We start from the raw sequence: 13,753 nt of genomic DNA, 5'->3' as shown, positions 1-13,753 counted from the left end.
ATAATACATAATGATAATTTATGACGGCAAAGCATGGTGGGCAACAAGTGGCAAATCAGTGATGAACTCTGGGAGAAAATGGCTCCTCTCATCCCGGAGCATAGAACTCAACACCCGCTGGGTACGCACCGCAAGCGGGTTGATAATCGCGCTGCAATGAACGCCATTTTCTTCGTACTCAGGACGGGTTGCCAGTGGAATGCGCTAAATGCCACCGGTATATGCTCGTCAAGCTCTGCTCATCGCCGATTTCAGGAGTGGCGGGATGCTGGCGTATTTGAACGCTTCTGGCAAAACGGGTTGCTTGCTTGCGAACAGTTGGACGCTATTGACTGGTCGTGGCTGTCGATGGATGGTTGTATGACCAAATCACCGCTGGCAGGCTCAAAAAAACAGGCAGGAACCCAACAGACCGGGGGAAACGGGGCGTAAAGCGCAGTCTGATGACCGATGCGAACGGATTGCCCCTCTCTGTGGTGGTAGCGGGAGCAAATACGCACGACATAAAGCTGGTTGCGGATACGCTCGATGCCCTCCAGACGGGCAGACCGGGCAAGAGGCTCCGGTTGTGCATGGACAAAGGGTATGAAGCGGAATGGTTGGGATCGTATCTGAAAAGTCGTCGCTATGAACCTCATATCCAGTCACAGAAGGATGAATCAGAAGCCATCAAAAACACGGATTTTAAGGCCCACCGCTGGGTTGTAGAGAGAACACACAGTTGGATGAATCGCTACCGTCGTGTCCTGACTCGTTGGGAGAAGAAGGTCGAGAATTATGAGGCGATGCTGCATTTTGCCTGTGGTATCATTGCCTGTAACAAAACCCTATTGAGATAGGTTCTTAAAGTTTCTAAATAAAAGGATATATAAATGAAATTTTTAATAACTGGCACTGCTGGTTTCATTGGCTATGCTGTAGCAAAAGAGTTATTAAATCAAGGGCATATCGTAGTTGGAATCGATAATGTAAATAACTATTATGATCAGGGGCTTAAACAATCTCGTTTACATCTCCTTGCGCAATACCCGCATTTTCGCTTTATTCCTCTCGATATTACTGAGCGTGAAAAAGTGGTAGACCTGTGTACTCAAGAAGGGTTTGATAGAGTGATCCACCTTGCTGCTCAGGCTGGTGTTCGTTACTCACTGCAAAACCCGTTTGCTTATGCAGACAGTAATCTTAATGGCCATCTTGCTATCTTAGAAGGCTGCCGACAAGCGAAAATCAAGCACTTAGTTTATGCGTCTTCCAGCTCAGTCTATGGGATCACTGACCAAACGCCATTTAGTACGGATATGCCTACTGACCATCCCGTTTCATTGTATGCGGCAACGAAGAAAGCCAATGAATTGATGGCGCATTCCTATTCACATTTGTATCAGCTCCCGACGACCGGTTTGCGCTTCTTCACGGTGTATGGCCCGTGGGGCCGTCCAGATATGGCACTATTCAAATTTACCAAAGCTATTTTAGCCGGTGAGCCAATCGATGTTTATAATAACGGCAATCTCAGCCGTGATTTCACTTTTATTGATGATATCGTGGAAGGGATCATCCGTATTTCCGATATAATCCCACAGGCAGACCCAGAAAACTGTTCGCTTTCACCTGCACAAAGCAGTGCGCCATACCGTTTATATAATATTGGGAATGGGCAGCCCGTCAAATTGACGGACTTTATTGCTGCACTTGAAAAATCATTAGGGAAAAAAGCGATTAAAAACTTTTTACCGATGCAGGCTGGGGATGTGTATACCACTTGGGCGGACACTGAAGACCTATTTAAGGTCACCGGTTATCGCCCACAAGTTTCTATTGAGCAGGGCGTACAGGCATTTGTCGATTGGTATCAATCCTACTACCGCCTGTAAAATATCATCAATTTCCCTGTAATGTCCTAAGATGGATTTGAGAGGTCAGTTTTGAAAATAGCAATTGCCGGTACAGGCTATGTGGGTCTGTCTAACGCCATGTTACTGTCACAAAACCATGAAGTGGTGGCCGTCGACATCGTGCCTGAAAAAGTGGCGATGCTGAACAATAAGCAATCGCCGATTATCGATACCGAAATTGAACAGTTTTTACGTGAAAAAACACTCAATTTCCGTGCAACCCAAGATATTGTTGAAGCCTATACGGGCGCACAGTATGTGATTGTAGCCACACCGACTGACTATGACCCGAAAAGCAACTATTTCAATACCAAGTCAGTTGAATCGGTCATTCATGATGTGCAGAAAATCAACCCTACAGCCACCATTATTGTTAAATCCACCATCCCTGTTGGCTTTACTGAGCGCCTGCGTGAAGAGTTTGGCTACACCAATGTGATTTTCTCCCCTGAATTTTTACGTGAAGGCCGCGCGCTGTGGGATAACTTGTACCCATCACGCATTGTGGTGGGTGAACGCTCTGAGCGAGCGGAAATCTTTGCGGATTTGCTGCTCGAAGGCGCTATCAAAAAAGATGTCCCTGTGCTGTTTACCGATGGCACTGAAGCGGAAGCGATTAAATTATTCGCCAATACTTACTTAGCGATGCGTGTGGCCTATTTCAATGAATTAGATACCTATGCAGAGAGTCGTGGCTTGAACGCACGTCAAATCATCGAAGGGGTGTCTTTAGACCCACGTATTGGCAGCCATTATAACAACCCTTCATTTGGTTACGGCGGTTATTGCTTGCCGAAAGACACCAAGCAGCTACTGGCTAACTATGACGATGTACCGAATAACCTCATTAATGCGATTGTGGAATCTAACCGTACCCGTAAAGACTTTATCTCAGATGCGATTATTGCCAAAGCGCCACGTAAAGTCGGGGTATATCGTTTAGTGATGAAAGCGGGTTCGGACAACTTCCGCGCCTCGGCGGTACAAGGTGTGATGAAACGCATCAAAGCCAAAGGCATTGAAGTGATTGTGTATGAGCCAGTGCTTAAAGAGGACGAATTTTTCCGCTCCAAAGTGTATCATGATCTTGAAGCATTCAAAGCCGATAGCGATATTATTTTAGCCAACCGGATGGTGCCTGAACTCGAAGATGTCGCAGAGAAAGTGTATACACGTGATCTGTTTGGCAATGATTAACCGATAGGCTAAATTTATCGTTCTGCTTTTGCCAAAAATTTACCTTCGCTATAAACTATTTAAAAAATTATATTAAACACGTATAAGTGGGATGATGATAACAACCCATCACTTATACCTTATCTAAACATTTTTTATCATAGGATGGTCTTGTGCTTAGTAAGCGTCTCCCACTGACACTACTCGCAGCCAGCATTTTGCTCACCGGCTGTACCGTTACCCCTGGTGTCTATATGTCCACATCAGGCAAAAATGTCGTCGACACTGGCGATCGTGATATTTCTAAATTTGTCGATATCTACCCGATCTCGCCAAAACTATTAGATGAGATGTATACCCCACAAGTTATTGCAAAACCCAACCCAACCCTAGAGAAGCAACTGGCAACCTATGAGTACCGTGTTGGTGTGGGTGATGTATTAACCATTACGGTATGGGATCACCCTGAGTTAACCATTCCTGCCGGCTCTTACCGTAGCGCCGCGGACTCCGGTAACTGGGTGCATTCCGATGGTACTATCTACTATCCGTATATCGGTAAAGTGAAAGTCATAGGCAAAACGGTCACTGAAATCCGTAATCTAGTGAGTAACCGTCTATCGACTTATATCGAATCACCACAAGTGGATGTCAGTATTGCCGCCTTCCGCTCACAGAAAATGTATGTTTCAGGTGAAGTGGCTAAACCCGGTACATTACCGATTACTAACGTGCCGCTAACAGTTTTAGAGGCTTTTAATAATGCAGGCGGCCTGACTGAAAAAGCCGATTGGGACAATGTCGTACTCACCCGAAATGGCAAAGAGATAAAAATCTCACTGCAAGCATTAGTTCAGTATGGCGACCTAACCCAAAACCATCTGATGCTACCGGGTGATGTACTATATGTACCACGTAATGACGGGCAAAAAGTGTTTGTGATGGGCGAAGTGGGTCAGCCAAACACCCTAACCATTGACCGTGCTGGCATGAGTATTACTGAGGCACTGAGTAAAGCAGGCGGTACAGATCAAAATACCGCTAATGCAACTGGCGTATTTGTCATCCGTCCAATTAAAAACCAAACCTCAGGTGATAAAGAGCTGGATGCCCTACTGCCGAAAAAAATGGCGGCGGTCTATCAGTTAGATTTATCCGATGCCACTGCCATGGTGATGGGAACGGAATTTAAACTGCAACCTTATGACTTAGTTTATGTCACTGCCGCTCCAGTTGTACGTTGGAACCGCCTAATCACCCAATTGCTACCAACCATCGCGTCATATAATCAGTTAACCGAAGGGACTAAACGTATTCATGACTGGTAATCCATATGTTTAATAATATTCTCGTTGTCTGTATGGGGAATATTTGCCGCTCCCCCACGGGGGAGCGCCTATTACAAACTCATTTCCCCGATAAAAAAGTGCACTCCGCAGGCATTATCGCCAAAGAGGATCGCCCCGCTTATGATAGCGCCATCCGTATTGCACAAAACCACAATCTCTCTTTAGATGGTCATCAATCACGTCGTTTAACCAGTGAATTATGTAAAGAAGCAGACTTAATCCTAGTGATGGAAAACGACCATATTGATAGAATCCATCAACAATTCCCCGAGACGCGTGGCAAAGTCATGCTGTTCGGCCAGTGGCTAAATAAAACCGAGATCCCAGATCCGCATAAACGCAGTGATGAAATGTTCGAGCATGTTTATCAACTGATGGAAAAAGCCGTTATACAGTGGCAAGGGAAAATTTAATTTTACTATTTGAAGGCTTAACGTTAATTGATTATGAACACGACAAAAACCAGCTCCGCTGCCTCGGACGAAATCGATCTGCTGGCGCTCTTTAAGATACTCAAATCCAGCTACCTTAAAATCGGCTTTTTTACCCTCTTTTTTATTGTTATTGGTGCCGCTTATAGTTTTCTAGCGACACCAATCTATCAAGCCAATGCGACACTGCAATACGATAAAATGAGCCAAGTCTCATTGTTAGATCAAATGAGCGATGTGATGCCATTTGCTAATAGTAATAGTCAAGTGGATTCCGAAATCGAGGTCATTAAGTCTCGGATGGTGCTCGGTAAAACGGTTGCAGACCTTAATTTAGATACCCAAGTAGCACCCGCTGGTTTTTTCGATAGGCTTTGGGGAGACAAAGCTTCCGTCGCCATTTCCCTCTATTCTTTACCTGAACATCTTATTGGTGAGCCCGCTATTTTGACCTATTTAGGCGAAAACCGTTATACTCTTCATATTGATAACCAAACCGTTGAAGGCAAAGTGGGCGAACTCCTAAAACAAGATGAAATCAGCTTGCTGGTATCCTCAATCAATGCTGAAGTCGGACAAGAATTTACCTTAGTTAAAAATGCGCGTTATTCAACCATTGAAAACCTACGTAACACTTTAACTATTGCAGAAGTGGGTAAAGGAACCGGTATTATCAATATGGCCATTAAAGGTGCCGATAAAACCGAAAACGTGCAAATCTTAAACAGCATTATTCAAAATTACGTCGACCAAAATACCGAGCGTAAAAAAGAAGTCACAAATAACACCTTATTATTCTTAGATGAATATCTGCCTAAGATTAAAACCAAGCTGGATAACTATGAAAACCAGCTAAACACCTTCCGTAAAAAGAATGAATCTATCGACTTATCATTAGAAGCCAAATCCGCCCTTGATAGTGCTTTGCAAGTCGAAGAAAAGTTAAATGAACTCACCTTTAAAGAAGTTGAAATTCAGCAATTATATACACGCAACCACCCAGCTTACCAATCACTGCTTGATAAGCGCCAGCAGCTGTTACGTGAGAAAGAGAAAATCAGTAAAGCGATTCAAAAACTGCCGAATACTCAACAACAAATTGTTCGTTTAACCCGTGATGTAGAGTCTGAGCAAGCTATCTACAATCAATTAGTGGCAAAACAGCAGGAACTGAGTGTATTAAACTCAGGGATCACTGCTGATGTTCGTATTATTGACTCCGCCGAATCTCAACCGAATGCCGTAGCACCTAAGAAAGCATTAATCTTAGTATTAGCTGCAATACTGGGCTTTATAGTGGGTTGTGCATATGTGATTGCTCGTGAGTTCTTTAATAATAAAATTAAAGGCACTGAGGATATTGATGCACTGGGTATCAACGTCTATGCCACTATTCCTTTCTCTACCCATGAGAAGAAATTGATTGCAGAAGGTAACAAGCACCCACTCGCATTAGAAAACCCTGCCGATACGGCGGTTGAAGCCATTCGTTCTTTGCGTACTAGTGTTTACTTCTCGGTCATGAACCAAGGTAATAATCTGGTTATGGTGACCAGTGCTTCACCGGGTGTAGGTAAAAGCTTTGTTACCTCCAATATGGCGGTGGTGCTAGCAAATGCAGGCAAAAAAGTATTGTTAATCGATACTGACTTACGTAAAGGCCGTATCCATAAAGCCTTTGGATTAAGCAATAAATTAGGTCTATCCGATTATCTCTCGCAATCAGATACTAGCCAGCCAAATATTCATAACAGTGTGATTGAAAACCTCGACGTAATTTGTCGCGGTAAGAATGTCACGCACTCTTCTGAATTGCTGATGAGCGAGCGCTTTAAACGTTTACTTGATACGGTAAAAGGTCAATACGACATCGTCGTGATCGATACTGCACCAATACTGGCAATCACTGACTCAGCCATTATTGGTAAGTACGTTGGGACCTCATTGCTTATCGCCTATTATGGTGTGAACACGGTGAAAGATATTGAGCTATCGCTCAAACGCTTTAAGCAAAACGATATCGAAATTACGGGTGTGATCTTAAATGGTATCGATGCCAAGTCAGACGATTATAATTATGTTTATGAGTACTAGGAAAGTACAATGAAAAACGCAAAAGTATTAGTCACTGGTGGTCTTGGCTACATTGGTAGCCATACCTGTGTACAGATGATCGAACAAGGCATGCAGCCAATTATTTTAGATAATCTCTGCAATGCTAATCCTGAAGTACTAAATCGCATTGAAACCATTACTGGCACTAAACCTATTTTCTACGTCGGTGATGTACGTGATAGCAAAATTTTAGATACCATTTTTGCTGAACATAAAATTGCATCGGTGATTCACTTTGCAGGGCTAAAAGCCGTGGGTGAGTCAGTTCAAAAACCGATTGAGTACTATGACAATAATGTTAATGGTACTTTGGTTTTAATCACATCAATGCAAAAAGCGGGTGTAAAAAGCCTCATTTTTAGTTCTTCCGCGACGGTGTATGGTGATCCTGAAGAAGTACCGTTAACTGAAGAATCGAAAGTAGGTGGTACAACCAACCCATATGGTACTAGCAAATATATGGTTGAACGCATTCTTAGCGATTTACATATTGCGCATGATGAATGGTCACTGACTTTATTACGTTATTTTAACCCTGTCGGAGCTCATACTTCAGGTTTAATGGGGGAAGACCCTCAAGGTATTCCAAATAATTTGACCCCTTATATTGCTCAAGTTGCTGTTGGTCGTCATAAAGAAGTGATGGTATTTGGCGCTGACTATCCAACACCAGATGGTACTGGTGTTCGTGATTATATCCATGTTATGGATTTAGCGAGTGGACACATTGCTGCCTTGAATGGTGTTAGTCAAAAAGCAGGGCTCCATATTTATAATTTAGGCACCGGTAAAGGCACTAGTGTATTAGAAATGATCGCTGCTTTCGAAAAGGCATCAAGCAAACAGATCCAATACAAAATAGTTGCTCGCCGCCCCGGTGATATTGCTGAGTGCTGGTCTAGCCCTAATAAAGCCTTTACTGATTTAGGCTGGCAAGCTCAGTACTCCGTGCAAGATATGGTGAATGATAGTTGGCGTTGGCAATCGCAAAACCCTAATGGCTATAAATAGATTTATTTTATTTAGGTTAACATATGAATATTGATATAGATTCCTTTGCCCTATATATTGGCATTAAGGCGGAATATTTAGCTATGCTATATAGAACTACATGTGAATTAGAAGGATTGCCTTTACCTAAAAGAAATAGGCACGGTAAGGTAAAAATGAGTGAGGTTTTAATTTTTAAACAACACTTTGAAGATAAAACAAAGAATATTAATGAGAATAAAACATTAAGTTAAATTATCACTAAAGCTCAAAGAGCTTTTTGTTTTAAAAGCTAGCGCTCGGTTGCTGGCGATCAAGTGTCTTGCCCAAAATGTAAAGGCGTCTACGCGATTGTAGAGGGCTCTACCACAATCAAATACAATGGAAAAAATCTTGCTCTAGCGGGAATGAAAACTCCCTGTGGCGTTGCTTTGATTGCATCACAGAGTTCAATTACAGGTAAATAATTTCATTTGTATTTAGATATAAATACTATGTGTTGTTATTCTGTTTCTAATAGTGTAATTGTCACCATAGTAAAATTAGCGCCTAGTTAATAGGTTGAATTAAATAAAAAATGGGGCTGTCCTAGATAACTAAGATCATCTAGGATAGTTCTATGAGAAAAAGCAGACTCAGTCAGTACAAACAGGAACGGTTACTTGAGCTGTTTATTGCAGGCTCTACAGCCCGTATTGCCGCAGAGCTGGTTGGTGTCCACAGGAACACTGCCGCTTACTATTTTCATCGGCTCAGAGTGCTGATAGCAGAGCACGTTGATAAGCACTCTTGGTTTGATGGTGAAATTGAATTGGACGAAAGTTATTTTGGTGGTCGTCGTAAAGGCCTTCGTGGTAGAGGTGCTGCTGGCAAAGTGCCTGTTTTCGGGCTTCTCAAGCGTGGTGGCAAGGTTTATACCAAGGTCATACCCGATGCTAAATCGCGGACATTACTGCCAATAATTGAGTCAAAAATTTACCCTGACAGCATCGTCTACACAGATAATTTTGCCAGTTATGACGTACTGGATGTGAGCGATTTTAAGCATTACAGGATCAATCACAGCACCCAGTTTGTCGACAAAAAAGACCGGCAAAATCACATCAATGGCATAGAGAATTTTTGGAACCAAGCGAAGCGTCACATGCGTAAATTTAACGGTATTCCGAAGGCTCATTTTGAGCTGTATTTAAAAGAGTGTGAATGGCGATTTAACACACCTAGTGCAAAACAACAATTAACTATGCTAAAACAGATAGTTAAAGGTAAAATTTAAACCTTATCTAGGACAGCCCCTAAAAAATAATACCATAATAGCCTTCTTTACGGACATCCGTAAAGATGGCTTAAAATAGAGTTTAGTTTGATTAACGTTCTAGCTTATGGATATCATTGGGGTACCACAGCATTCTTTACTTCCCGCCTTTAGGGATGAAAGCGGTTTGACGCTCATGTTGTTGTCCTATCTATCCCCCCGTATGATAAACATATCCTCCACTGTGAAAAATCCCCCCTTGTTCAAGACAAACATCACGTCCATAGCGTTCATAGTCAAAGTAATGGGATAAATGCCCCAGTTGGGCTAAATCATAACAACCACTTTCTTCTATCCAGTAATAACCTAAATCATATTCATTATAGACCCCCGCTAATTGCTGGAAAGAATCCAAGTTATCCGCTAAATGAATTAAATCATGGATTGAACTCGCTGAAGAACCGATTTCAATTGCCGCCTGATAAAGGTTAATATCATCAGGCGATAACATGGCTAATCGCGAGGCTAACTCGTTCAACTCATCTAAAAGGCTATATTCTGAAATGTAAGAAGAAAGGCCATCAATGGAGGATTCATAGTCGGTCAAAAAATACTCTTCATAGTGAATACCATCAATGCCAATCCGCATTAAACAGTGTTCGATCTCTTTTGAGGTTGCAGGAAGCTCAAGCCACTCACCAACCAGTTCACCTTCGTTATATTTACCTAAATTCGTAATAAAAACAGAAATCATCCCCGATTTTAGGCATGGGGAAGCCGTCGCTGTTATATGCATATTCGTGTCCTATTATTGATGTATTGTGATTTAATTAATGGCGATATTTTGATAAAGGGAGCTATTTCCCTTTAGAAGCTGATGTTGATATAAAATCCCCATCAGCTGAAAAACAGGCAACTCGCTTTAAAAATGATTAATGACGTTTTAGAGCAGGATAATGAGTTGTCTTACAATCCCGATAACATGTTATGTTTTTTACCATGATTTATTTTTGTGTGGGTTAAAACGAAAAAAGCCCCTGTTCCAATAAACTAGGGTCAGTTCAGACTCACAGACTCCTAAGAGATGAAACCCCATCAGGGGTTTCCGTTAACTTATGGCTATCAATCAAATGTGTATTCACACTCGATACATTCATAACGATCAAATACCACGCCATCTAAAGCTGAACCACTCACAGCCCCAGCAGTAGCTCCAGCGACTAAACGTCCAAATAGAGCGCCTACCGCAGCACCAGCAATCGTCCCTACAACAGGAACAGCAGAGCCGATAGACGCTCCAGCTAGTGCGCCTGATACGCCACCAGCAACAGCTCCGGTCTTTTTCCCGATATGACGTTCACGAATGCGAGTTGAATCGCAGGCCGGGCAACGAATGTAATTTTCCATGATAATTTCCTTTTAGGTTGATTTAAAAGCAAAAAAGCCCCTGTCCGTGAGGACAGAGGCTTTCAGTGATAAAGCTTTTTTATTGAATGAGATGTATTACGATAAATCGTGGTTAGTTATCATGCGTTTTGACGATGAAAATTCCCATGAACAATATTGCCACCATTTCTCAATGAATCGATATAGTCGGCATACTACCGTAGTATTCGACTCCTCGTATTGAAAATGGATCTCCTATATGACATGGCTAAAGTTTTAGTGATTCATTGGATTATTCAACTTTGCAAAGTCGAATGGCGAAATCGTATGTTCACGATTAGCATCCAAATAATCCGCCCACCATTGCACCATTAATCGGCGTTGATCAATATGTTCTGCCTTATGAATATAAGCAGCCCTCACTGAGTTACGTTCTTGGTGGCTCATTTGCCTTTCTACTGCATCCTTCGACCATAAACCTGATTCAACTAATGAACTACACGCCATCGTTCTAAAACCGTGTCCACAAATTTCAGTCTTCGTATCATAGCCCATGACGCGTAAGGCTTTATTGACGGTATTTTCACTCATGGGTTTAAAGGGATTATGAGCGCCCGTTAGGATCAATTCATGTTCACCCGTCCATGTCCAAATCTCTTTCAGTATAGTGATGGCTTGGTGGCTAAGGGGAACTAAATGCGGAGTGCGCATTTTAGCGCCTCTGTATGAGAATTTAACGCCGGGTATAGGCTTTCGCTGAGCAGGAATCGTCCATAAGGCTTTATCGAAGTCAATTTCAGACCAACGCGCATAGCGAAGTTCGCTTGACCTAATAAACACTAATAAATTTAACATCACAGCTAGGCGAGTGACGGGTTGCCCTTTATAAGCATCGATACGGGTAATGAGTTCCGGTAGACGGTCAAGGTTAAGAGCTGGACGATGTTGGCGTTGTACAGTCGTTACAGCCCCTGCGGTATCAATAGCAGGGTTATAGCCAATAATACCGGATTGCACCGCATAACGCATAACAGCAGCGATACGTTGCTGTAAACGCGCAGCTATCTCATAAATCTCTTTACTTTCTGCTGCACGGATAGGAATAAGCAGGTCAGGGGTTTTGAGGGTAGTGATATCGCGTAATCCAATATAAGGAAAGACATGCGACTCCAAACTCTTTAAAACCTTTTCACTGTGTGATTCAGACCATTTTTTATTGCTGGCATGCCATTGTCTTGCGATGGTTTCAAAAGAAAGATTAGCATCAGAAGCTGCTTTAGCCACACGTTTTTGTTCGCACGGGTCAATACCGTCAGCAATCAATTTTCTTGCTTCATCACGTTTTAAACGCGCCTCTGATAAAGAGACATCAGGGTATAAACCCAATGCTAAGGTTTTCTCTTTACCTAAGTGGCGGTAGCGTAATCGCCAGTACTTAGAACCATTAGTGTGAACCAATAAGTGTAGACCTGCACCATCGGTTAATTTATAGGATTTCACATCGGGTTTAGCCGCCCGAATTTTAGCGTCAGTCAGTGCCATAGTGAGCTTCCTGAGAGATAAAGTGGGTACAAAATTCTATCGAACCAGTGTATACCCGCAATTGTACCCGCACAATGGGGTTGATGTGGGTAGAATCGAGTAGAATTCAGTTGAGTTGAAACTTTGGGAGAGTGTTGATTTTAGCGGGCTTTACAAACAAAAACAGACGTCGGTTGACGTCTGTTGATAATAAGGTGGTGCCCGGACTCGGAATCGAACCAAGGACACGGGGATTTTCAATCCCCTGCTCTACCGACTGAGCTATCCGGGCAACGGGGCGCATTAAACCGTATTCAGCCGTTTGCGTCAATGCATTTTTTATAAAAAACCACTTTTTTTTACTGAGTGTTTTCTTTTTCAGCAAAAGGTGTGTGTTTAGTATGCGTTAATTGCTTTTTTAACTTAACGCCCCTTTTTTACGGCACAGCGCGATTGTGAGAATATCCTCAGAAAGGTGCTGTGCGATCTCCACATCTCGAATATCCCTCTGTACTAATAAGCGGTTTAAACAACCCTCAAGCACTAATTCCATTTGGTTAGCAACCAATGTAGAGTCTTCAATATCTAGCTCATCTAATAGGTTTTTAGTGAAGTGAAATGAATTATCTTTTTGCAAGCGACTTAATTGGTGGATAGGATGCTCTGCATCTGGGTAATAATTACAGGCAGAAATGAATAAACAGCCAGGAAAACGCCCTTGGCTGACTTTTTCAGATAATTGTTGGTAGCGAGCCATTAACTTTTGATGTGGGCTTAGAGATTCATCTAGCAAGGTTTGGCGCTGCCATACTTCAATTTGCTGGCTATGAAAACGCAAGCAATCATAAACAAGTGCTTCATCGTCTGGCCAGAACTGTCGAATAGCCGAGAAATCAGATTCAATTTCACTAAGTAAATTTTCTGTAGATGCGGATAAGCCTTGGATTTCCAATTGATTTAACGCATGGCTCAAAATAGTTTCGCGTTGGATAGGCATTGTTAACTCCATCACAATATGTCTGATTTTTCTCCATCATAACAATGTTCAATTGCGAATTATAGCGATTTGCGGTGTTATCACGAGACATTGTTTTCGAGGGGGGATTAAATCAAATAGGAAATTGAGTGGGTATTTAAAAGTAGGTAGTTTAAAGGGAACAGGAGGGGGAAGAACCCCCCTGGAACGAACTTGTGGGTTTATATCAGGCCCTAATTGATCAATTTAGCTTCCAACGCAGCATCGATATAATAAAACTGAAAGACTTTCTCCATAAAGTCATCGATGTCATGTTTTCGTAATTCGAGAGCTTGTAAGATATCCAAAAGACCTTGGATCGTAATGGCGTTTTTACCTCTTTCATAACGAGAAACTTGTTGTTGGCTGATTTTTAACCGAGAGGCTAATTGTGCGCCAGTCAAGCCAACCACTTTTCTGCGGTGTTTTAAAAAGGTTCCAATATAAACGGTTACATTTGTATTTTCATTTCGTTGAGTATTGAGCATGCCTCCTCCAAATATATAAATCTTGTTAAAATAAAGTATATTTCTACCAAAAAATCTTATTGTTTATTGGTATCAGTTTGAATGATTAAATGAATATAATCAGACTTCCAGCTATTATTAAACAAGGATGAG

At 42.1% G+C, this 13,753-nt stretch carries 14 protein-coding genes, 1 tRNA gene and 1 pseudogene; 10 read left to right on the top strand and 6 right to left on the bottom strand.

Going from position 1 to position 13,753, the window contains the following annotated elements; genetic code table 11:
- The first annotated feature begins 33 nt into the window (after positions 1–33).
- From M1E86_RS16845 to M1E86_RS16800, 10 genes and pseudogenes are all read left to right on the top strand, one after another.
- Positions 34–839 (top strand): IS5 family transposase gene (locus tag M1E86_RS16845; RefSeq protein ID WP_426099166.1). Its coding sequence is split into 2 segments (ribosomal slippage): positions 34–384 and positions 387–839, totalling 804 coding nucleotides; the frame shifts between segments, so codons are not numbered across the junction.
- Positions 840–872: 33 nt separating this feature from the next.
- On the top strand, positions 873–1,874 hold the full coding sequence (locus tag M1E86_RS16840; RefSeq protein WP_071547794.1) for an NAD-dependent epimerase: 1,002 nt from the start codon (positions 873–875) through the stop codon (positions 1,872–1,874).
- A gap of 51 nt (positions 1,875–1,925) precedes the next feature.
- On the top strand, positions 1,926–3,092 hold the full coding sequence (locus M1E86_RS16835) for a nucleotide sugar dehydrogenase (protein ID WP_071547795.1): 1,167 nt from the start codon (positions 1,926–1,928) through the stop codon (positions 3,090–3,092).
- A 152-nt stretch (positions 3,093–3,244) separates the two neighbouring features.
- Positions 3,245–4,399, top strand: coding sequence for a polysaccharide export protein (locus M1E86_RS16830; protein WP_426099165.1), 1,155 nt, complete (start codon positions 3,245–3,247; stop codon positions 4,397–4,399).
- Positions 4,400–4,404: 5 nt separating this feature from the next.
- Entirely contained in the window at positions 4,405–4,833 is a 429-nt protein-coding gene (locus M1E86_RS16825) for a protein-tyrosine-phosphatase (RefSeq protein WP_014657219.1), read from the top strand.
- A 33-nt stretch (positions 4,834–4,866) separates the two neighbouring features.
- Positions 4,867–6,945, top strand: a complete 2,079-nt coding sequence (locus M1E86_RS16820; protein ID WP_426099164.1) for a polysaccharide biosynthesis tyrosine autokinase — start codon at positions 4,867–4,869, stop codon at positions 6,943–6,945.
- Between the two features lie 9 nt (positions 6,946–6,954).
- Positions 6,955–7,977, top strand: coding sequence for a UDP-glucose 4-epimerase GalE (gene galE, locus M1E86_RS16815; RefSeq protein WP_250000020.1), 1,023 nt, complete (start codon positions 6,955–6,957; stop codon positions 7,975–7,977).
- A gap of 23 nt (positions 7,978–8,000) precedes the next feature.
- Entirely contained in the window at positions 8,001–8,210 is a 210-nt protein-coding gene (locus tag M1E86_RS16810) for a hypothetical protein (RefSeq protein WP_250000021.1), read from the top strand.
- A 60-nt stretch (positions 8,211–8,270) separates the two neighbouring features.
- Positions 8,271–8,423 (top strand): annotated as a pseudogene (locus tag M1E86_RS16805) (PAAR domain-containing protein); the annotation flags it as partial.
- 152 nt (positions 8,424–8,575) lie between these two features.
- The gene (locus tag M1E86_RS16800) at positions 8,576–9,232 is read left to right on the top strand and encodes an IS1595-like element ISEc75 family transposase (protein ID WP_039021677.1); all 657 of its coding nucleotides are present in this window, start codon (positions 8,576–8,578) and stop codon (positions 9,230–9,232) included.
- 190 nt (positions 9,233–9,422) lie between these two features.
- Here the strand turns inward: M1E86_RS16800 and M1E86_RS16795 are convergent, their stop codons facing one another.
- The 6 genes from M1E86_RS16795 to M1E86_RS16770 all read right to left on the bottom strand — a co-directional run bounded on the left by M1E86_RS16795 (position 9,423) and on the right by M1E86_RS16770 (position 13,621).
- Positions 9,423–10,007 (bottom strand): antirestriction protein ArdA, encoded by a 585-nt coding sequence (locus M1E86_RS16795; protein ID WP_426099163.1) that lies wholly within the window; start codon positions 10,005–10,007, stop codon positions 9,423–9,425.
- A 326-nt stretch (positions 10,008–10,333) separates the two neighbouring features.
- Positions 10,334–10,618, bottom strand: coding sequence for a hypothetical protein (locus M1E86_RS16790; RefSeq protein WP_008913927.1), 285 nt, complete (start codon positions 10,616–10,618; stop codon positions 10,334–10,336).
- 255 nt (positions 10,619–10,873) lie between these two features.
- Positions 10,874–12,139 carry a tyrosine-type recombinase/integrase gene (locus M1E86_RS16785; protein WP_426099162.1) on the bottom strand — a complete coding sequence of 422 codons (1,266 nt, stop codon included), beginning with the start codon at positions 12,137–12,139 and terminating at the stop codon, positions 10,874–10,876.
- Between the two features lie 195 nt (positions 12,140–12,334).
- Positions 12,335–12,410: transfer RNA gene (locus tag M1E86_RS16780), tRNA-Phe, on the bottom strand.
- A 126-nt stretch (positions 12,411–12,536) separates the two neighbouring features.
- Positions 12,537–13,109, bottom strand: coding sequence for a division control transcriptional repressor DicD (gene dicD, locus M1E86_RS16775; protein WP_413776252.1), 573 nt, complete (start codon positions 13,107–13,109; stop codon positions 12,537–12,539).
- A 218-nt stretch (positions 13,110–13,327) separates the two neighbouring features.
- On the bottom strand, positions 13,328–13,621 hold the full coding sequence (locus tag M1E86_RS16770; protein ID WP_102138014.1) for a helix-turn-helix domain-containing protein: 294 nt from the start codon (positions 13,619–13,621) through the stop codon (positions 13,328–13,330).
- Positions 13,622–13,753 lie beyond the last annotated feature (132 nt).

Source organism: Providencia sp. PROV200, from assembly GCF_049901995.1.
Lineage (GTDB): Bacteria > Pseudomonadota > Gammaproteobacteria > Enterobacterales > Enterobacteriaceae > Providencia > Providencia rettgeri_E.
This window is presented reverse-complemented; position numbering and strand designations above follow the sequence as displayed.

What these genes read in the sequence shown, in the direction of transcription:
- M1E86_RS16790 (WP_008913927.1), bottom strand. Translation starts at nt 10,618, where the DNA reads ATGGAAAATTACATTCGTTGCCCGGCCTGCGATTCAACTCGCATTCGT.
- M1E86_RS16820 (WP_426099164.1), top strand. Translation starts at nt 4,867, where the DNA reads ATGAACACGACAAAAACCAGCTCCGCTGCCTCGGACGAAATCGATCTG.
- M1E86_RS16785 (WP_426099162.1), bottom strand. Translation starts at nt 12,139, where the DNA reads ATGGCACTGACTGACGCTAAAATTCGGGCGGCTAAACCCGATGTGAAA.
- M1E86_RS16795 (WP_426099163.1), bottom strand. Translation starts at nt 10,007, where the DNA reads ATGCATATAACAGCGACGGCTTCCCCATGCCTAAAATCGGGGATGATT.
- M1E86_RS16840 (WP_071547794.1), top strand. Translation starts at nt 873, where the DNA reads ATGAAATTTTTAATAACTGGCACTGCTGGTTTCATTGGCTATGCTGTA.
- M1E86_RS16800 (WP_039021677.1), top strand. Translation starts at nt 8,576, where the DNA reads ATGAGAAAAAGCAGACTCAGTCAGTACAAACAGGAACGGTTACTTGAG.
- M1E86_RS16810 (WP_250000021.1), top strand. Translation starts at nt 8,001, where the DNA reads ATGAATATTGATATAGATTCCTTTGCCCTATATATTGGCATTAAGGCG.
- galE (WP_250000020.1), top strand. Translation starts at nt 6,955, where the DNA reads ATGAAAAACGCAAAAGTATTAGTCACTGGTGGTCTTGGCTACATTGGT.
- M1E86_RS16770 (WP_102138014.1), bottom strand. Translation starts at nt 13,621, where the DNA reads ATGCTCAATACTCAACGAAATGAAAATACAAATGTAACCGTTTATATT.
- M1E86_RS16825 (WP_014657219.1), top strand. Translation starts at nt 4,405, where the DNA reads ATGTTTAATAATATTCTCGTTGTCTGTATGGGGAATATTTGCCGCTCC.